Source organism: Streptomyces beigongshangae, assembly GCF_019710745.1.
Taxonomy (GTDB): Bacteria; Actinomycetota; Actinomycetes; order Streptomycetales; family Streptomycetaceae; genus Streptomyces; species Streptomyces beigongshangae.
Map to the genome: position 1 here is coordinate 13,109 of NZ_JAHKJW010000036.1, position 18,936 is coordinate 32,044.

Annotated in this window: 18 protein-coding genes; 8 read left to right on the forward strand and 10 right to left on the reverse strand. The window is 73.3% G+C overall.

Going from position 1 to position 18,936, the window contains the following annotated elements:
• Nucleotides 1-106: 106 nt before the first annotated feature.
• The 4 genes from KM933_RS25490 to KM933_RS25505 all read right to left on the reverse strand — a co-directional run bounded on the left by KM933_RS25490 (nucleotide 107) and on the right by KM933_RS25505 (nucleotide 2,612).
• A complete protein-coding gene (locus tag KM933_RS25490; protein WP_221356080.1) occupies nucleotides 107-301 on the reverse strand; it encodes a hypothetical protein in 195 nt (64 codons plus the stop codon).
• Between the two features lie 33 nt (nucleotides 302-334).
• Entirely contained in the window at nucleotides 335-1,021 is a 687-nt protein-coding gene (locus KM933_RS25495) for a HemK2/MTQ2 family protein methyltransferase (RefSeq protein WP_221356081.1), read from the reverse strand.
• Nucleotides 1,022-1,247: 226 nt separating this feature from the next.
• Entirely contained in the window at nucleotides 1,248-1,421 is a 174-nt protein-coding gene (locus KM933_RS25500) for a CsbD family protein (RefSeq protein ID WP_221356082.1), read from the reverse strand.
• A gap of 342 nt (nucleotides 1,422-1,763) precedes the next feature.
• Nucleotides 1,764-2,612, reverse strand: a complete 849-nt coding sequence (locus KM933_RS25505; protein ID WP_221356083.1) for an RNA polymerase sigma factor SigF — start codon at nucleotides 2,610-2,612, stop codon at nucleotides 1,764-1,766.
• A 318-nt stretch (nucleotides 2,613-2,930) separates the two neighbouring features.
• Between KM933_RS25505 and KM933_RS25510 the strand changes: the two genes are divergently transcribed.
• The 3 genes from KM933_RS25510 to KM933_RS25520 all read left to right on the forward strand — a co-directional run bounded on the left by KM933_RS25510 (nucleotide 2,931) and on the right by KM933_RS25520 (nucleotide 4,719).
• Complete coding sequence (locus KM933_RS25510; RefSeq protein ID WP_221356084.1) at nucleotides 2,931-3,293, forward strand: DUF6479 family protein; 363 nt, start codon at nucleotides 2,931-2,933, stop codon at nucleotides 3,291-3,293.
• A 127-nt stretch (nucleotides 3,294-3,420) separates the two neighbouring features.
• Complete coding sequence (locus KM933_RS25515) at nucleotides 3,421-4,422, forward strand: iron-containing redox enzyme family protein (protein ID WP_221356085.1); 1,002 nt, start codon at nucleotides 3,421-3,423, stop codon at nucleotides 4,420-4,422.
• 72 nt (nucleotides 4,423-4,494) lie between these two features.
• A complete protein-coding gene (locus tag KM933_RS25520) occupies nucleotides 4,495-4,719 on the forward strand; it encodes a CDGSH iron-sulfur domain-containing protein (protein WP_221356087.1) in 225 nt (74 codons plus the stop codon).
• A gap of 34 nt (nucleotides 4,720-4,753) precedes the next feature.
• Here KM933_RS25520 and KM933_RS25525 read toward each other — a convergent pair whose 3' ends face one another.
• Both KM933_RS25525 and KM933_RS25530 read right to left on the reverse strand, forming a co-directional pair.
• Complete coding sequence (locus KM933_RS25525) at nucleotides 4,754-5,146, reverse strand: DUF6114 domain-containing protein (RefSeq protein ID WP_221356089.1); 393 nt, start codon at nucleotides 5,144-5,146, stop codon at nucleotides 4,754-4,756.
• Nucleotides 5,146-5,838 carry a DUF6230 family protein gene (locus tag KM933_RS25530; protein ID WP_221356090.1) on the reverse strand — a complete coding sequence of 231 codons (693 nt, stop codon included), beginning with the start codon at nucleotides 5,836-5,838 and terminating at the stop codon, nucleotides 5,146-5,148. Before KM933_RS25530 ends, KM933_RS25525 begins: the two co-directional genes overlap by 1 nt.
• Before the next feature lie 683 nt (nucleotides 5,839-6,521).
• Between KM933_RS25530 and KM933_RS25535 the strand changes: the two genes are divergently transcribed.
• On the forward strand, nucleotides 6,522-7,187 hold the full coding sequence (locus tag KM933_RS25535) for a Tat pathway signal sequence domain protein (protein WP_221356092.1): 666 nt from the start codon (nucleotides 6,522-6,524) through the stop codon (nucleotides 7,185-7,187).
• 107 nt (nucleotides 7,188-7,294) lie between these two features.
• On the opposite strand, the gene chvE is transcribed toward KM933_RS25535, so the two are convergent.
• The 3 genes from chvE to KM933_RS25550 form a co-directional block, all read right to left on the reverse strand.
• Nucleotides 7,295-8,386: a multiple monosaccharide ABC transporter substrate-binding protein gene (gene chvE, locus KM933_RS25540; protein ID WP_221356094.1), complete on the reverse strand. Its 1,092-nt coding sequence runs from the start codon at nucleotides 8,384-8,386 to the stop codon at nucleotides 7,295-7,297.
• A 583-nt stretch (nucleotides 8,387-8,969) separates the two neighbouring features.
• Nucleotides 8,970-12,167, reverse strand: coding sequence for an amidohydrolase family protein (locus KM933_RS25545; RefSeq protein ID WP_221356095.1), 3,198 nt, complete (start codon nucleotides 12,165-12,167; stop codon nucleotides 8,970-8,972).
• A gap of 95 nt (nucleotides 12,168-12,262) precedes the next feature.
• Nucleotides 12,263-13,480, reverse strand: a complete 1,218-nt coding sequence (locus KM933_RS25550) for an FAD-dependent monooxygenase (protein WP_221356199.1) — start codon at nucleotides 13,478-13,480, stop codon at nucleotides 12,263-12,265.
• A 215-nt stretch (nucleotides 13,481-13,695) separates the two neighbouring features.
• Between KM933_RS25550 and KM933_RS25555 the strand changes: the two genes are divergently transcribed.
• Nucleotides 13,696-13,971: a YkvA family protein gene (locus KM933_RS25555; RefSeq protein ID WP_221356097.1), complete on the forward strand. Its 276-nt coding sequence runs from the start codon at nucleotides 13,696-13,698 to the stop codon at nucleotides 13,969-13,971.
• An 83-nt stretch (nucleotides 13,972-14,054) separates the two neighbouring features.
• Complete coding sequence (locus KM933_RS25560) at nucleotides 14,055-14,801, forward strand: MBL fold metallo-hydrolase (RefSeq protein WP_221356099.1); 747 nt, start codon at nucleotides 14,055-14,057, stop codon at nucleotides 14,799-14,801.
• A 59-nt stretch (nucleotides 14,802-14,860) separates the two neighbouring features.
• Here KM933_RS25560 and KM933_RS25565 read toward each other — a convergent pair whose 3' ends face one another.
• Nucleotides 14,861-15,844 carry an aldo/keto reductase gene (locus KM933_RS25565; RefSeq protein WP_221356101.1) on the reverse strand — a complete coding sequence of 328 codons (984 nt, stop codon included), beginning with the start codon at nucleotides 15,842-15,844 and terminating at the stop codon, nucleotides 14,861-14,863.
• A 240-nt stretch (nucleotides 15,845-16,084) separates the two neighbouring features.
• On the opposite strand from KM933_RS25565, the gene KM933_RS25570 reads away from it, so the two are divergent.
• Nucleotides 16,085-17,365 carry a serine hydrolase domain-containing protein gene (locus KM933_RS25570; RefSeq protein WP_260334146.1) on the forward strand — a complete coding sequence of 427 codons (1,281 nt, stop codon included), beginning with the start codon at nucleotides 16,085-16,087 and terminating at the stop codon, nucleotides 17,363-17,365.
• Nucleotides 17,366-17,468: 103 nt separating this feature from the next.
• Nucleotides 17,469-18,791, forward strand: a complete 1,323-nt coding sequence (locus KM933_RS25575; RefSeq protein ID WP_221356104.1) for a CAP domain-containing protein — start codon at nucleotides 17,469-17,471, stop codon at nucleotides 18,789-18,791.
• The last annotated feature ends 145 nt before the right edge of the window (nucleotides 18,792-18,936 follow it).

The window sequence follows — 18,936 nt, forward strand, 5'->3', positions numbered from 1 at the left end:
GTGGCCTCCATGGCGTCGGTCGAAGGACCCACGCTATCGAGTGCTCCCTCCCGCCTGCGCGGTGGTGCCGCCCCTCACCCGCGGGGCGTACGGACGCGGGGCGTGTTCAGTGACCCTCCACGGCGTCCTCGTTCGCCCCGGGGCTGGGGCTGACGGGGTCGCCTCCACCCGCGCCCCGCCCCTTCGAGGTGTCCGTGTCCTCCTCGCGCCCCTGTTCCTTCAGTTCCTCGAGGACCTCACCGGTCGCTGTGGTGGTGCTGTCCTTCTCGTGCTGTCCGGAGTGCCGTGTGTCGTCTGTCATGCCCCGGCGAGTACCCCGCCGGCCGCGGTGCAGTCAGTCCCGCTCGCCCCGGATGATCACCAGCTCCTCGCGCTCCTCGCACTCCGCGAGCCGGCCGGACTCCCTGAGCCACGGCAGCCGGGAGCGGAGCACGGGCCCGAAGGGGATGCGGGACCGGTCGCCGACCGTCGCCTTCAGCCCCGAGTCGGCCAGCCGCCGCAGGGTCTCCTCGGTACCGCTCAGCCCCGACTGGGCGATGAGCAGGACGCCGCCGGGCCGCAGGACGTGCGGCACCTCGGAGCAGATGCGGTCCAGGACCGCGCGGCCGTCGGGCCCGGCGTTCCAGGCCCGTTCGAGGCCCCGGGTGCTCGACAGCTCCGAAGGCGGCGTCGGGACGTACGGCGGATTGCTGATGACGAGGTCGAAGGTGCGCCCGCGGACCGGTCCGAGGAGGTCGCCGCGGTGGACGGTGAGGCGCTGCCGGGCCCGCAGGGCGTTCAGCCGGGTCGTGAGCACGGCCCGCCAGGCGATGTCGACGGCCGTGACGCGCGCGCCCTTGCGGGCGGCGCAGATGGCCAGGGTTCCGGTGCCGGTCCCCAGGTCGAGGACGTCCATGCCGGGAGCCGGCCTCTCGCGGTAGAGGGCACGCGCCAGGAGGAAGGTGTCCGCCTGCGGCGCGTAGACGCCGGGCGGTGCCAGCACCGGGCCGGAAGGGCGTGTCGGGTCGACGAGAAAAGCCATGAGGGTGATCCTCTGTCCGGGCGCCCTCGCGGGTGCGGGAGATCGAGCGACTCGGTCACCGATGCCAGGTCGGGCACGTTTTCCAGCCACCGAGTGCCCCTGGATCACCCCTCCACACCTCACCCGTCACGGGCCTCGCACCGGGACGCGGGAACGCCCCCGGACGGTCGGGGAAGGGTCCCGTGACCGTCCGGGGGCGTGCCGCGCGTACGGGCGTCCCCGGTTCTCAGCTGCCGGGCCTCTTCATGCGCCGGGACGCCCTGGTGGTGGCCTGCTGGGCCTTGTCGGCCAGTTGCTCGCCGCGGCCCTCGCCCTCCATGGACTTGTCGTGCATGACCCGGCCCGCGGTCTCCTTCAGCTTGCCCTTCATCTGCTTGGCCTTGCTCTTCGCCTTGCTCATGGTGTTCCGTCCTTCCGACGGGGTCGACTGGCCCCTCCACCCTGCGCCCGCCGCACACCCTTCGCAATCCGTGACGATGGGACACTCTGCGTGACGGTCGTTCGGAGGGGCGCGCGGCCCGGCAGGCGTTCCGCCGTGCGGACGTCACGTTCCGGAACCCCGTGGGGCCCTCGTGACGAGGTGTTTTGCCCACGCTCCGCTGGTTACTCCGGACGGTGACGGGTCGCTGGCAAACCTCTCCCGGGAGGGTTCGGCAGTGAGCTCGCCGCGCAGCCGCCCGGCCCGGGAGCACCCCGGGACGGGCGGCTGGCTCCGTTCCGCCCGCCCGCGCGGCCGGCAGGTTCAGCCGGGGCCGCGACCGTGGCCGGAACCGGAACCGGAACCGGCACCGGGTTCGGGGTCCGGATCGGCGAGGGCCTCGTCGCGCACCCTGGCACAGCACCCGCTGAGCAGTCGCGAGACGTGCATCTGCGAGATGCCCAGGTGCTCGGCGATGCGCCCCTGGGTCATGCCCCGGAAGAAGCGCAGGTAGAGGATGGTCCGCTCACGTTCGGGCAGCGCGGCGATGCAGGGCTTGACGGCCTCGCGGTCCACGACCAGGTCGAACCCGGTGTCGGACTCACCGAGGGCGTCACCGAGGGCGTAGCCGTCGTCGCTGCCGGGCAGTTCCGCGTCGAGGGAGAGGGCGGTGAAGCTGTCGAGCGCCTCGAACCCGGCCCTGACGTCGTCCTCGCTCATCCCCGCGTGCGCGGCGATCTCGGCGACGGTGGGCCGGCGGCCCTGGGTGGTCTGCCCCAGCTCCTTCGCGGCGGCGCGGACCCGGTTGCGCAGGTCCTGGACGCGCCGCGGCACATGGAGAACCCACATGTGGTCGCGGAAGTGCCGTTTGATCTCGCCGGTGATGGTCGGGATGGCATAGCTCTCGAAGGCGTTGCCGCGCTCCGGGTCGTAGCGGTCGACGGCCTTCACGAGACCGAGGGCCGCCACCTGGACGAGGTCCTCGACGGACTCCCCCCTGCCCCGGTACCGCATGGCGATACGGTTCGCCATGGGCAGCCAGTCCCGCACCAGCCCTTCGCGCAGGGCCCGCCGCTCGGGCCCCTCCGGGAGGGAGGCGAGCCGTTCGAAGGCCGCCGCCGTGTCGGGGGCGTCGTCATGGGGATGCTGCTTCGTCCTCACGGTGATCGGCATGGTGCGTCGCATCTCCCTCGGAGCGTGCTCTCGGAACTCAGTCACCGCGGGAGGGCGCACAGAGGGCCCGGCCGGGACACAACCGAGGCAGGTCTGGCTCACCAGCTTCCACGGACGTGCCTCCAATCCGAAGCACTGTTCATAAAATCCCCCAAAGAGGACATATCCAAACTATTCATTTCATAGCATTACTTACCTCGATCGGTCGATCGGAGAGGGTGAAGGCCGAGCGGTCCACGGGCGGGAAGCAATCCGCGGACGGGGGGCCGGTGAGCCGCGGCACTGTTTCGGACGGTGGCGCAGGGTAACCCGGAGGCAATGGACTACAACGTGACACCACTGGCCGCCTCGGGCTCGGCGGAGGGCGGAATCGTGCCGTTCCTGATCGGCATCATCGTCGTCGGTGGCCTGATCTTCGCCGTCTCATGGGGGCGCCGGCAGCGCTCCAAGCAGCCCCCGCCGCCCCGCCCCGAGGAGCAGCCCCGCCTCCCGGAGTCGGGCCCCGTGGGCGAGGTGCGTGAACGGCGCGAGCCCGACGAGGTGTCCCGGGGCGACCGGATGTCCCCGCACGACCTGGGTGGCGGCACGTCGCACCGCGCGCCGGAACAGGGTTCCCCGACCTGGGACCGGAACAGCGGCAGCGGCAGCGGCTTCGGGAGCGGTGGCCCCGGTCCCACCTGACCCGCGCCGCCGCCATGGGCGCCGCCGCGGGCGGTCCGCCCTCCCGGCCCTCCCGGCCCGCCCGTTCCGGCGCCCGGGAGGGCTGACGCGCAGGTGAGGGGTTCCCGATCACGGGTACCCGTTCCGCATGGAACCTGCAGTCAAGCGCCCGGGCGCGGAACCGGCACTCCCCCCGAGCCGCGGGGAGATCTCCGCGGCGCTCATCGAGTACCTGCGTGACGCGGGACCCCTGCCCGACGGGGCGGCGCTCGCCGGCGCCGACCCGCTCGGCGACGACCTCCAGCTCGCCCTGTACCTCTGCTACGAGCTGCACTACCGGGGCTTCGCGGGCGTCGGCGACGACCGCGAGTGGGACCCGGAACTGCTGCGGTTGCGCGCCGCCCTGGAGAAGCCGTTCCTGGCGGTCCTGCGCGCACGGGCGACCCGGCACGGACACGCCGACGAGGCACTGGACGAGCTGCTCGTCGAACCCCTCGACGGCCAGGGCGTCTCCCATTTCCTCCAGGACAAGGGCGAGTTGTGGCAGCTGCGCGAGTACGCAGCGCTGCGCTCGGTCTACCACCTCAAGGAAGCCGACCCGCACGCCTGGGTCCTGCCCCGCCTGTGGGGGCGGGCGAAGGCCGGCATGGCGGCGGTGGAGTTCGACGAGTACGGGGCGGGGCGCGCCGATCGCGTGCACGCCAAGCTGTTCGCCGACCTCATGACCGACCTGGACCTGGATCCGGCGTACGGACGCTACCTGGACGCGAGCGGTGCCGAAGCCCTGGCCATCGTGAACATGATGTCCCTCTTCGGTCTGCACCGGGCGCTGCGCGGCGCGCTGGTGGGTCACTTCGCCGCGGTGGAGATCACGTCGTCCCCCGGTTCCAGGCGGCTCGCGAAGGCGATGCGGCGTACCGGGGCCGGCCGGGCGGCCGAGTACTTCTACGCCGAGCACGTCGAGGCGGACGCGGTGCACGAGCAGGTCGTACGCCGGGAGGTCGTCGCGGGCCTGCTGGAGGAGGAGCCCCACCTCGACGGGGACATCGCGTTCGGTGCCGACGCCACCGGCTGGCTGGAGGACCGCCTCGCGGACCGGCTGCTGGCGGCGTGGCGCTCGGGGCAGTCGTCGCTGCGGACCGCCGTATGACCGCGCCGGCCGCGTTCCCGCGCCGGCCGCACCACCCCTTCGGACAGGGAACAGGAAGGACGGTGAACGGCCGTGCCTGACATGCCCGCCGGACGTCCGCGCCGGATCGTCGCCCGCCGTGACGGCCCCATGCTCGTGGAGGGCCCCGTCGAGATCGCCCTGGAGGACGGCACGACGGTGTCCTCCGACCGCTTCTGCGTGGCCCTGTGCACGTGCCGGCGCAGCCGCATCTATCCCTGGTGCGACACCAGCCACCGCAAGCACTCCCCCGCCCCGCGGCCCGGTTCCGGGGACTGAGGCCCCGGGGCCGCGGCGGGTCGCCGCGGCCCCGTCACGGACGGGCCGCCGGCACCCGGCCGCGGCGCCACGAACGGGCGGGACGGGGTTCCTGGTCCGGCAGCCAGCCGAAGGCCAGGCAGCTGCCGGTGACACCGAGCAGGAGGCCGATCAGGAACCCGCCCAGGTTCGAGGTGAGCCAGGTGCCCAGGGAGACCAGGACCCCGCAGATCGAGTAGAAGAGGCGCTGTGCGGGGTTGAACAGGATCAGCAGCCCGCAGATCAGCATCAGCACCGGCAGGAGGTAGCCGGCCAGGCCCTGTGCGCCGATGTGCAGGACGACCTTCAGCGACGCCTTCTGCGTGAGGAGGATCTCCGCCCCGCCCAGGGCGAGCAGCAGTCCGCCCCAGAACGGGCGGGCCGCACGCCAGCGCCGGAAGGCGGTCATCAGCAGCCCCGGTCGCTGAAGCGGAGCTTCAGGCCGGGGAGCTTGAACACCGCCGCCGTGGTGGCGTAGTTGGTCTGGCGCAGGTTGGCGATGTGGACGGTGTCGGCCTGCTGGCTGAAGACCCCCTTCGGGCCCCGCGCATGGGACTTGTCGAGCGTGCTGGCGTCGTTGCCGATCTCGATGTTGTCGAAGGCCGCGTTGCCCGACAGCTCGGTGGAGTCGGTGGTGAGGTTGGTCGCGGAGACCTTCTGCGAGCCCTGGCCCGCGGTGATGAGCAGGTTCGTGCCGCCGAGGTCGACGCTCTGGCAGAGCTTGGTGAGCGTCGCCTTCTTGATCGCGGAGACCACCACCAGGACCTGGCCGCCGGTGTCGCCCTCGTTGGGGCTGCCCTCGGCCATCTGGTCGAGGGCGCCGAACTGCGCGAAGCCCTCGCCGTCGAGGTTCGTCGCGGTGACCGTGAACGGCATGCCGGAGATGGCGAACTGCACGCCCAGGGCCCCCTGGGCGGTGAGGATCATGAGGCCCGCGGCCACCGCGGTGGCGGGGACCGCCATCACCGCGGCACGGCGCAGCCGGACCCGCCCCCGTCTTCCGGGGCTCTCGGGCACCTCCGGCACGGAACCGCCCTCCCGTGCTCCGGAGGACTCGGGGGTGGCGCCGGCGGACGAGCCGGCATCCGGGGACGAGGCCATGTTCTGCTCCCTGGGCATGGTCGACGCGAGGTGGGACTTCGGTTCGGACGGCGCATCCGGATGGCACGTATCAGGTGGCACGCTCCAGGTGGCACGTCGTCCTGGCGCGGACGGCGGCCGCGGCGCACGCCTCCTGACGCCTCCCGTGGGGCGCAAGGACTTTCTCGTTACGCAGCAGTAGCCGCGACGGAAGTTACCCGCGGTAAGTGACAAGGGTCAAGCATCCCGCACGAAAAGGAAGGCCGGTGCGATCCCGCACCGCCGACCACGCCGCCGACCACGCCGCCGCCGGCCGATTGAGCGTCAACTTGCTTCCTGCACCTTGACGTTGAACATCCGTCAGGTCTACAACTCTCCCTGGCTGCGCAGGGATCCGTGGCGCCGGGTCCGACCGATGACGCACGCCGCTTCCCGGGTTCCGTCCCGTCACACGGCCGGCAGGCCGCCGCTCGCAGACCGACCGCACATGCGCTCCGCAGTCATCCCTCCACGGCACCGGCACGGCCGCTTCCCCCTTCGGGACCGCGTCCGGCCACCCTGCCCGCCGGTCCCGTGCCGGGGGCCGTCCTTCGACGCCTCCGGCCGGTCGGCCGGCAGCAGCCGCCGGCCCGTCGCGTACGGAGAAGGCGCGACGGGCCGGCGGCGGCCCCTCTCCCACCCCCACTCCGGAATGAGGCACCCGCATGCGTACTCGGACTTCCCTCGCCCTGGCCTGTGCCGTCACGGCCCTCGCCCTCTCGGCGGCCGGTCCCGCCTCGGCGGCCGACGGCACGGTCCTGACCACCGGCGGCGCCGGCGGAACGGCGGTCGCCGCCGGTGACGTCCTCAGCGCCTCCCTGGCCGCCGGCACGAGCGCCACGCTCTACTCCAGCGCCACCGGCACGAGCGGCGTCTCCTGTTCGTCGTCGGCCTTCGTGGCCAGGGTCCTCGACAACCCGGCCGCGCCCGGCACGGCCACCGAGTCGGTCACCGCCCACACCTTCGACAGCGCGAGCTGCTCCAGCAACGTCACCGGCGTGCTGGGCGTCACCCGCGTCACGGTCGACAACCTGCCCTACACCGCGGCCGTGAGTTCCGGGGGCAGCCTCACCATCACGCCCCCCGCCGGTTCGAGCATCCAGACGACGGCCGTCCTGCGCACGCTGCTCGGCACCGTCACCTGCGTCTACCGGGCGCCCAGCCTGTCCGGCACGGTGAACAACGCCGACAACAGCATCTCGTTCTCGAAGCAGCAGTTCATCAAGTTCTCCGGCTCGTCGCTGTGCTTCAACAACGGCTACTTCACCGCCAAGTACGCCCCGGTCGCCGACACCTCGCAGGCCGGCGGCCCGGCGGTCTTCGTCAACTGACACGGCGCGACCGACACCGCTCCGCCGGCCGGTACCGGCCGGCGGGCACCCCGCACGCGGGTGCGGGGCGGGGAGACGTGTCTCCCCGCCCCGCACCCGCGCACGCCCTACTTCAGGTCGCTCTCCTTGATGTAGCCGGAGTCGACCAGCACCTGCTCGTAGTTGGCCTTGTCGACGCCCACGGGCTCCAGGAGGTACGCGGGAACGACCTTCTTCCCGTTGTCGTACGTCCTGGTGTCGTTCAGCGCCGGCTTCTTCTTGTGGACCATGGAGTTGACCATGTACGCGGTCACCAGCGCGAGCTCGCGGGTGTCCTTGTAGACGGTCTGCGACTGCTCACCGTCGATGATCGACTTGATCGAGGGCACCTCGGCGTCCTGCCCCGTGACGATGGGCAGCGGCTTCTCCGGGGTGCCGTAGCCGTGCTCCTTCAGCGCCTTGATGATGCCGAGCGACATACCGTCGTACGGGGACAGGACCGCGTCGATGTCCTGGTCGGCGTACTCCGCGTCGAGGAGCTCGTTCATGCGCTTCTCGGCCGTGGGGCCGTCCCAGCGCGGGGTGGTGATCTCCTTGAGGTCGGTCTCGCCGGACCTGACGATCAGGCTGCCCTTCTGGATGTACGGCTGCAGGACGTCCATGGCCGCCTCGTAGAAGTAGCGCGTGTTGTTGTCGTCGGGGGATCCGGCGAAGAGCTCGACGGTGAACGGGCCCTTCCCGCTGCCGTTGACGAGCCCGAGCCCCTCGGTGATGAAGTCGGCCTGCAGCGTGCCGACCTTCACGTTGTCGAAGCTCGCGTAGTAGTCGACGTTGGGGGTGCCGAGGATCAGCCGGTCGTAGGAGACCACCGGTATGTTGGCGGACTCCGCCTTCTCCAGGACGTCGGTGAACACCTTTCCGTCCACCGAGGCGATCACCAGGGCGTCGACACCGCTGTCGATCATGGCTTCCACCTGCGCGACCTGGTTCTTCGGGTCGTTGTCGGCGTACTTGAGGGTGGTGGTGTAACCGAACCCCTTGAGCTCGTCGACCATGTTCTGGCCGTCGTTGAGCCACCGCTGGGACGTTTTGGTGGGCATGGCGATGCCCACGGACGCGGCCTTTCCGTCGCTGCCCGTGCCGGAATCCCCGCCGCACGCGGTGAGGGACAGGGACAGGGCCGTCGAAATGGCCGCAGCTACGGTGGTGCGGGCGCGCATGCTCATTGTTCCTCACTGGATGAAAGGCGGTTCGGTGGAACCCGGCGGCCGGCTGTGCACCGGTGACGTCCGCTCCCGGCCGGACCGGCAGGCCGGGAGGGAGCCGTCCGCGGCGCACGGTTCCCGCGGAGTCCGTGGTGCGTTCTGTTCGGTGCCGAGTTCGAGCCGAGGCCGCCCTGACGGGGGTTCGGGGCGACCCGCCCCAGGGGCCGCACTGCGCGTACGGACCGGGGTGGACGCCTGGTTGATCGGTGCCCGGCCGCGTGGAGCCTGCCGGTGACGTGCTGGGGTTCACCGGGTCGCGGTGAGGGTGGCAGGTCAGACCGGACGGTTCGTCTCTCGCGTTGGGCAGTACCGAACCCGCACACGAACAGACCGGGATGACCGGCTCCCACGTGCGCGGACTCGAACGTGGGTGCGCGGGGCAGCGTATCCCGGCGTGGGGCCGCAGTGGCCTTCTTTCGTCACATTGGTTGCGACGGCGCACGATCGGTCATGCCGATCCGGACGACGTTTGCGGCGTTTTCCGGACGATCCTGTTCCAACCGCTGCCCGCCGATGACCGGTTGCCCGGGCCCGCGCCTCAGGAACCCGCGTCGCAGCATCCCTCCCGCCGCATCAGCCGTCCCGCCTCCAGCCAGCCCTCCGCGCCCGCCGCCCCGCGCGGGGCGGCGGGGGACGCGGACCGGTAGGCGGCCACCAGGCCGTCGGTCGTGTACGGGACCCCGCCCCGCAGCACGGCGACCGTACGGACCAGCGCGTCGAAGTCGGTGAAGGGGTCGCCGTCCACCACCGTCAGGTCGGCGAGCGCGCCCGGCCGGACCGTGCCGAGGTCGCCGTCGAGGCCGAAGAGCCGGGCGGGCAGCACGGTCACCGTGCGCAGCGCCTCGGCCGGGGACAGGCCGCCCCGGTGCAGCGCGCGCAGCCCGAGGTGGAGGGAGAGGCCCACGGGCACCAGCGGCTGGTCGGTGCCGAGGGCGACGAGACCGCCCGCGGCCAGGATCCGCCGGTAGACGTCGGTCTCCGTGCGCAGCGCGGCGAGTTGCGCCGGGGTCGGGGGGAGGCCCGCGCCCTGCCGGACGAGGGCGGTGTCCCAGGGCGGCATCACGGCCGTGACCCGGGGATCGTCGGCGAGCCCGGGGTCGGCGCCCAGGAGGGGCGCCGAGGTGAACGGGGTGGCGATGAGACCGAAGTCGGCGCCCCGCGCGGTGTAGATCTCCAGGAGGTCCTGGTAGGCACGCCCGGAGGAGGTGGTCGCGTGCCCGGTCTCGGCGCGCTGCGTCGCCTGCAGGTGGGTCGTCAGGTCCTGTCCGAGCTGTACGCCGGGCGAGAGCAGGTGGCTGCCCGAGCGCACGCCGAGCCGCTCGTGCCCGAAGCGCGCGGCCTCCTCCATCACCCAGCCCGGCGCCCGCACATAGGTCTTCACGAAGTCCCAGTCCAGCGCGGCGCCCCGCTCCAGCGAGCGCCGCAGCCCCCGCCTCGTGCGGTGGGCGCGCCCCATGCTGTACGCGACCCGGGAGCCGTCGAGGAGTTCGCCGGTCGTCAGCAGCCGGGGGCCGGCCAGCTGCCCGGCGTACACCGCCTCGCGGATGCGGGCCTGTTCGTGGGCGAACCCGCCGAGGGACACGGCGGTGGTGATGCCGTAGGTGAGCTGGCCGGCCGTCTGCCGGCCGCCGTAGGTGGTCTGCCACGGGTGGGTGTGGGTGTCCCAGAGGCCGGGTACGACGGTCCGCCCGGAAGCGTCGATCCCGGTGAGCGCGCCGCGCCGCCGGTGGGGTTCGACCGCGGTGACGCGTCCGCCGCGGACGACGATGTCGACGTCGTCCCGTACCGGCCCGTCCGTGCCGTCCCAGAGCTGTCCGGCGTGCACCACCGTGTCCGCGGGCGCGGGCCCGCGCCGGTCCAGCGGTACCCGGACGGTGCGCGCCGGGCCGCCGTCGACGCCGGTCAGCCGCAGCCGGGCACCGGAGAGGTACAGCAGGGTCCGTGAGTCGCCGGACCAGGAGGGGTGGTCGGCCGGTTCGGCGGTGAGGGGGCGCAACGCGCCGGCCGGGGTGCCGTCGGGCTCGACGGGCAGCAGGCAGAGCGCGGACTCCACGACCACGGCCATCCAGCGGCCGTCGGGCGACCAGACGGGTCCCGAGTCGTAGCGGTCGGCGATCGAGACGTGCGGGGCCACCGCGTGCAGCCGGTCCCGCCCGGTCCCGGTGTCGACGACCCGGACGAGGTTGTGGCCCTCCCGGAAGCGGAGGTTGAGGCGGTTGCGGTCGCAGAACGCCAGGTACCGGCCGTCCGGCGACCAGCTGGGCCGGCCGGGCAGCCCACCCGCGCCGAGCGGGGCCGCGAGCACCTCCTCCGTGCCGCTCGCGAGGTCCCGGACGACGAGCCGGCCGGTCAGGTCCAGACAGGCGAGCCGTGTCCCGTCGGGCGACAGGGCGGGGTGGACCCGTCCGCCGGTCGCCAGGGCGCTCTCCTCGCCGGTGGCCGGATCCAGCCGGTACACCCCGAGCAGCCCGTCCCGGTCGTCCGCGTACAGCAGCGAACGTCCGTCGCGCGACCACGAGGGGCCGAGCAGGTACTGCGTGGGCGCCGCCCGGCGCAGCCGCTCCGGCGCCCCGCCGCCCGTGCTGCGGGCCAGCCACAGCGAGTTGAGGGCCGCGAAGGCGATGTGCCCGCCGTCGGGCGACAGGGCGGGCAGATGGATGCCCCGTACCGGGCGGGCCCGCCCCTCCCCCAGGTCGTACCCCTTGACCCGGCGGCGCGGCCGGTGCACGGGCAGCGTGCCCTCGAAGGGGATCACCTCCGTCCGCGCCGGCTGCCGCGGCCGTACGAGGGTGAAGGCGCCGTCCACGTTCAGCAGCAGCTCGCCGGCCTCCGTCCAGCGGGGCGGCACGGGCGCGAGGTCGCCGGCGACCTCGACGGGCTCGCCGTCGACGACGAGCGTGCAGGAGCCCGCGGGCGGGGCGGTGGTCCGCAGGTACGCCAGCCGGGCGCCGTCCGGCGCGAGCGCCGGGGTCATGATCTGCGCGCCCGTGGTGTCGGTGTGCTCCACGACGACCGGGCCGCCGCCGTCGGCGGGGACGGCCGCGACGGTCCGGGCCTCGACCCCGGCCCCGGTCGCGGTGGTGACGCCCCGCGCGCGTACGAACAGGACGCGCTTCCCGTCGGGCGACCAGACGGGGTCGAAGTCCTCCCAGGGCCCGTCCTGCAGGGGGCCCGGCTGACCGGCCAGTCCGGTCAGCGGGCGGATGTCCCCGGAGCGCAGGTCCAGTACGTGGATGCGGTACGGGCTACCGGCCACCGGGTCGCCGCCGCGCTCGGAGGCGAAGACCAGGCGGGTGCCGTCGGGCGACCAGGCCGGGCCGCGGTCGTCGAAGGGGCCGTCGGTGCGGCGGCGCACGTCCGAACCGTCGGGCCGCATCGTCCAGAGGTGGAAGCCGCCGTCCCGGTAGGCGCAGAAGGCGACGAGCGCGCCGTCCGGGGCGTACACGGGCCGGTTCGGTTCGAGGTCCGCCGGGGTGAGGGGGACGGCCCGGCCCCCGGCGCGCGGGATCGACCACAGCACGCTCTGGACCTCGGCGATAAGCCGGTCCCCGCCGGGCGCCGGGGTCGCCGCACCGTTGGTCGCCCCGGTGAAGGACAGGAGGGTCCCGGTGCGCGGCGCGGCGACCGCGGGGACGGGGGCGGCCCCCAGGGCGGTGGCGGTTCCGGCGGCGCCCGCGGCCGCGAGGAGCCGGCGGCGGGAGAGGGGGAGGGCGGCGGCGCCCGGGTCTCGGTCCATGACCCGGCACGCTCGCGCACCTCCCGCCCCGCGGGCAACACCGCCATTCGCGCCATACGGGTGTCGTATTGACGGATGATCAGTTGTTCGTGCGGTCAGCTGTTCGTGCCGTGCAGGGTGCGTGCCACCTTCGGGCCCAGCCAGCGCTTGAACCGGCGCAGGGACTCCAGCCGCCCGGCCGCCCGGTCGATCCGGTAGTAGAGCTGCGGCGGCACGTACGGCAGCAGCGGCGAGTGGCGCTGGCCGAGGAGCGCGAACATCTGCGCCGGTGGCAGGGTGATGTAGCGCGGCAGGTTCTCGTACCACTGCGCGCTGTACCGGGCCGCGCTCTGCACGGGCAGCAGTGCCGCCCTGCGCTCCTTCTCGTACGCGGCGAGGGCCGGCGCGAGCCCGGCGGGCCCGGCCCCGGACCGCGCGCCCAGGGCGCCGGCGAGGGCGATGGCGTCCTCCAGGGCGAGGGTGGTGCCGGCGCCGATGGAGTAGTGCGTGGTGTGGGCGGCGTCGCCGAGCAGGACGACGTTGCCGTGGGACCAGGTGCGGTTGGTGAGGGTGCGGAAGTTCAGCCACCGGGCGCTGCCGCCCGCGGCCGTCCGGCCGATGAGCCGGTGACCGTCCAGCAGGCCGGCGAAGAGCCCTTCGAGGAGCGCGAGCCCTTCCGCCTCGCCGGCCCGGTCGAGACCGAGGCCCGTCCACGTCCACGGCGAGCACTCGACGACGCAGGTGCTGCGGTCCTCTCCGTAGCCGTAGGCGTAGCACCAGATCCAGCCGTGCGGTGTCTCCACGAAGGCGAAGGTGAACGCGTCGAAGACCTTCGTGGTGCCCAGCCAGATGTAGGTGTTGCGGCCGAGCACGGTCTCGGTCCCGAAGTGGGCGGCGTGGCGCTCGCGCACCCCGCTGCGGACCCCGTCGCAGGCGACGACCAGGTCGGCGGCGGGCAGCGGGGCCCCTTCGGCGATCTCGTCCTCGAACTCGACCCGCACGCCCAGCGAGCGGGCCCGCCCGGCGAGGACGTCCAGCAGCCGGCCGCGGCCGATGCCGAAGCCCTCGTCGCCGTGGTGCCTGGTCGTGCGGTCGCCGATGTGCGCGACGCCGTCGCTCCAGCGGACCGAGTTCTCCCGCACGGCACGCGCCGATCCGGGGTCGCCCGCCGCCAGCTTCTCCAGCAGGCTCCCCCAGTACGTCACACCCCATCCGTAGGTCGAACCGGCCGGGTTGCGTTCATGGACGGTGATGTCGTGGCCCGGGTCCTGCCGCTTCATCAGGATCGAGAAGTACAGACCGGCGGGGCCGCCGCCGACACAGGCGATCTTCAACGCGCACATCCCACTGTCGTCCCACTGTTCATTCGGACCACCCGTCATTCGGACCACCCGCCCGGGTGACTCGCGGTGGCCTGTCGAAAGCACAGAGTAGGCGGGTGGCGGACGGTGTTCCGGCGCACCGCGCCGCGTGTCGGAGCGGCCCGGCCGTGATGACGGGGCGAACCTGGGCATCCGTACCGGAGTACCGGTCGCGTCAGGGAGGGCTCATGGACACCAACACGTGGATCGTGGTCGCCGTCGTCGCGGCCGTGCTGGCGGTGGCGCTCGCGGCGGCGGTCGTCCTCACCGTCCGTCTGGTGCGCACCCGGCGGGACCTGCGCCGTGCCGGGCTGCCGACCGGGCCCCGGTGGGTCTTCTGGGGAGCCATCGCCTATGTCGTGCTGCCGGCCGACCTGATGCCCGACCCGGCCTACTTCGACGACATCGCCGTACTGCTCCTGGCACTGAGGTCGATGCGCGCCTCGTCCGACCCGCTGCGCTGAGACGGCCGCGGATCTGCTTGGCTGTGCCTGTCAGGCATCCGTCGGGCATCCGTCGGGCAGAGACCTCCAGGTTCGGGACGATCATGCAGGCAGACATCCGGCACGTCGCCGACGGCGTCCATCTCGTGCACGGGAGCAACACCAACTGGGTGATACTCACCGAGGGGGACGCCGTCACCCTCGTGGACACGGGGTACCCCGGTGACCGCGAGAGGGTCCTCGCGTCCCTCGCCGCCGTGGGGAGCTCGCCCGAGGCCGTCACGGCCGTCCTGGTGACGCACGCCCACAACGACCACCTCGGTTCGGCCGAGTACTTCAGCAGTGTGTACGGCACGCCGGTCCTCACCCACGCGGCCGAGGTCCCGCACGCGCGGCGGGACTTCCTGCACCAGGTGTCGGTGGGGCGCGTCCTGCGGAACGCCTGGCGGCCCGGGGTGCTGCCGTGGTCCGTGCACGCACTGCGCTCCGGGGGCACCGCCCACGTCCCGGTCGCGGAGCCGCGGGCGTTCCCCGTCGAGGGGGCGCTCGACCTGCCCGGCCGTCCCGTCCCCGTGCACACGCCCGGGCACACGGACGGCCACTGCGCGTTCCACCTGCCGCGGGCGGGGGTGGTGATCTCGGGCGACGGGCTGGTCGGCGGGCACCCCACGTCGCGGGTGACGGGGCCGCAGCTGCTGCCCGTCATGTTCGACCGCGAGCGAGGGGCCGCGCTGGCCTCGCTGGACGTGTTCGAGGGGCTGTCGGGCGACGTGCTGGTGCCCGGGCACGGCCCCGTGCACCGGGGTTCCGTCCGGGAGGCGGCGCGACGGGCGCGGGAACTGGCGGGATGACGCCCGCCGCGGGCGGGCCGCGGGTGGCCGTCACAGGTCACCCGCGGCCCGCGCTGCGGCTACCAGCGGCTCTCGACCTGGTCCTTGACACGGCGGTCGTACAGCTCCGTGATCGCCGTCAGGGTCTCCGGGGAGAGGGCGGGCAGGCTGCCCGCCGCCGCGTTGGCGCGGGCCTGTTCGGGGGACCGGGCGCCCGGGATGACCGTGGTCACACCCGGCTGCCGGACGATCCAGGCCAGCGCCAGCTGCGCCGGGGTGACCCCCTCCGGGGCGAGCGCGGAGAACTCGGCCGCCGCCTCCACCCCGGTGGCGTAGTCGACGCCGGAGAAGGTCTCGCCCTGGTCGAACGCCTCGCCGTGCCGGTTGAACGTACGGTGGTCGTTCTCCGCGAACACCGTGTCCTTCGTGTACTTGCCGGAGAGCAGCCCCGAGGCGAGCGGCACGCGGGCGATGATGCCGACGCCGGCCTCCCGGGCCGCGGGCAGCACCTGCCGCAGGGGCTTCATGCGGAACGGGTTGAGGATGATCTGGACGCTCGCCACGCCCGGCCGGGCGATCGCGGTCAGCGCCTCGTCGCTCGTCTCGACGCTCACCCCGTAGGCGGCGATGCGCTCCTCCGCCACCAGCGTGTCGAGGGCGTCGAACACCTCGTCCGACGAGTACACGGGGGTCGGCGGGCAGTGCAGCTGCACCAGGTCGAGGCGGTCGACGCCGAGGTTGCGGCGCGACCGGTCGTTCCAGGCGCGGAAGTTGTCCAGGACGTAGTTCTCCGGGACCTGGTCGACCCGGCGGCCCATCTTCGTCGCGACCAGCACCCGCAGGTCGGGCCGGCCGCGCAGGAACGCGGCGATGGTCGCCTCGCTGCGCCCGTCGCCGTACACGTCGGCGGTGTCGAAGAACGTCACCCCCGACTCGGCGGCGGCCTCCAGGACCGCCAGGGCGTCCTTGTCGTCCACGTCGCCCCAGTCGGCGCCGAGCTGCCACGTACCGAGGCCGACGACCGATGCGTGCTGTCCTGACCTGCTGAATTCGCGCTCTTCCATGAGGGTCAGTCTGGCACCCGCCGGGCACCGGGCGGCACGCCGCCCCCGGGCGGGTCGCCTGCGCTCCCGCACGCCCTTCACAAGGACGGCCGGGAATTCACCTCCGCCGATGCAACCGGCGGGTGGACCGGGCGCGTACAAGAGGGTGCCGACGCCGTGACCCACGGCGCGGCACGCAGCCGGATCCGCCCGGCGGACGACGAATCGACGACTTGGAGAACGACGCAGATGGTCTCAGGAATGACGGTCAGGGGCACGGCGGCACTGGGGGCGGTCCTGCTCTCCGTGGTGGCCGTTCCCGCGCAGACGGCGACCGCGGCACCGGCCGACGCCGGCAACCGCTCCGTGCAGGCGCACCCGGCGCAGACCGCCGAGGATCTCGCGGCGCCCGACGTGGCGGGGCTGCGCGAGGTGCTGCGGACCGCGCTGACGCAGGGAGCGCCCGGCGCCATCGCACGCGTCGAGGACGACGGCACGGTCCACGAGGTGGCCGAGGGGGTCGCGGACCGGACCACCGGACGGGCCATCACCAACGCCGACCGCTTCCGCGTCGGCAGCGTCACCAAGAGCTTCTCCGCGGTGGTCCTGCTGCAACTGGTCGACGAGGGCGCGCTCGACCTGGACACCCCGGTCGACACCTATCTGCCGGGCCTGCTGCCCGACGACCGCATCACGGTGCGCCACGTGCTGAGCCACCGCAGCGGACTGTACGACTACACCAACGACATGTTCGCCGACACGGTCCCGGGCTTCGAGGCCGTGCGCAACAAGGTCTTCAGCTACCAGGAACTGATCGACCTGTCCCTGGAGAAGCCTCTCGGCAACGCGCCGGGCGCCGCCTACTCGTACTCCAACACCAACTTCGTCGTCGCGGGCATGCTCATCGAGAAGCTGACGGGCAAGTCCGTGCAGTCCGCGTACAAGAGCCGCATCATCAAGCCGCTCGGCCTGCGTGACACCTCCTACGTGCACCCGAGGACCACGATCGCCGGGCGGCACGCCAAGGGCTACCTCCCGCCCGACGTGGCCGACGGGACGCTCGTCGACTCGACCGAGCAGACCGTCTCGTGGGCGCAGAGCGCGGGCGCGGTCATCTCCACCACCCGGGACCTGGACACCTTCTTCTCGGCCCTGCTGCGCGGCGAACTGACGTCGGCCGCGCAGCTCGCGCAGATGCAGCAGTGGGTGCCCGTCAACAGCACCCAGGGGTACGGGCTCGGCCTGCGCCGGCGCGATCTGTCGTGCGGGGTCTCGGTGTACGGCCACACGGGCACCGTGCAGGGCTACTACACGTACGCCTTCACCTCGAAGGACGGCGGGCGCAGTGTGACGGCCCTGGCCAACACCTCGAACAACGGCACCGTCCTGAACACGATGGCCCGCACGCTGGAGTCGGCGTTCTGCGGCAAGCCCGCGAAGTCGTCGAAGGCGGCGACGGGGGCCGTGAACGGCTCCGCCGCTCGCGGCGGGACGCCCGTGGAGCGGTACGAGGACATCGCCCCCGGGATCGCCCGCGACTGACCGGTGCCGGGTGCCGGAACCCGCGCACACCCGTGGGGCGTTGTTCCTCCGACGCCCCACGGGGCGGCGTACGCGATGTTCCGGCACCCCGACAGGCGGCACGATGAGCGAGTTGGTCCCCGGCGGCAATCTGCCCCTGCCCGGCGGCGCCCTGACCTTCCGGGTGTCCGGGCCCTTCGACGTGTCGGCGCTCGTCACCGACGACAGCGGCACGGTGCGCGGTGACGGCGACTTCGTCTTCTACAACCAGCCGGCGGCCCCCGGCGCGCGCCTGAGCGGGGCGACCCTGCGGGTCGATCCGGCCGCGCTGCGGGCCGGGGCGAGCCGCGTCACCGTCGTCGTCAGCCCCGCCGAGCCCGGCACCCCGCCGGGACGACTGCCCGCACCCGCCCTGCTGGTCACCGACTCGGGCGGCCGTACCGTCGCCCGTTTCGTCCCGCCGCGCCCGCACCACGAGAGCGTGCTGCTGCTCGCGGAGGTCTACCGCCGCGGGGCGGCGTGGAAGCTGCGTGCGCTGGGCCAGGGCTACGCCGACGGCCTGGCGGGGATCGCGCGGGACTTCGGCGTAAAGGTGGCCGAGGACGCCGACGCGGGGCCGGGACCGGCGGCCGGCTCCGGTGCGCCGGCGGTGGCCGTCGGCTCCGGGGACCTTGCCGACCGGTTCCTCGGGCTCGTCAACTCCGTCCGGGGCGCCGCCGGTTCCCCGGCCGTCGCGCTCGACGGGCGGCTGGTCGCCGCGGCGCGGTCCCACGCCGCCGGGATGGCGGCGTGGGACCGGCTGGGGTCCGGGGGACCGGACGGGCTCTCGGTCCACCAGCGCGTCACCGCCGAGGGCTACGCGTACCTGGCGATCGGCGAGCATCTCGTGTCCGGTCCGCGCGATCCGGCGGAGTTCGTGGAGTACTGCCTCACGGACGACCGGTCGCGGCGGACCCTCCAGGACCCGGCGTTCACCCACGCCGGTGTCGCCCGCGTGCCCGGCGGCCGGTCCGGCACGCCCTACTGGACCGCGCTGTGGGCCCGGCCCCTGACCCCCGCCGGACTGGCGCGGACCACCTCCGAGGTCCTCGCGCTCACCAACGCCGGGCGGGCCGCGGCCGGTCTGCCGCCGCTGGCCGAGGACCCCCTGCTCACCAGGGCGGCGCAGGCCCACAGCGCGGACATGGCGGCCCGCGCCTTCTACTCCCACACCTCCCCCGACGGCAGCGAGCCCTGGCACCGGGCCGCCGCCGCGGGCAGCACCCGCCGCACCGTCGGCGAGAACATCGCCTGCGGCCAGCGCTCCCCCGCCGAGGTCGTACGAGGCTGGATGGACAGTCCCGGCCACCGCGCCAACATCCTCAAGCCCGCCTTCACCCACCTGGGCGTCGGCTACGCGGGCGGCGGCGCGGTGGGCACGTACTGGACCCAGCTCTTCGGCGGCTAGTCCCGGCTCCGTCCCGGTCGTCGCCACGCTCTGCCGCCGATGTACGTCGTCGCAGGTCAGAGGCGTGTTAACGGTGATGACAACGGTCACCGGTGCAGCCTTTGCCGATCTCCGCGAGGTGCGCTTCACTGCGGGAGTCGGACAC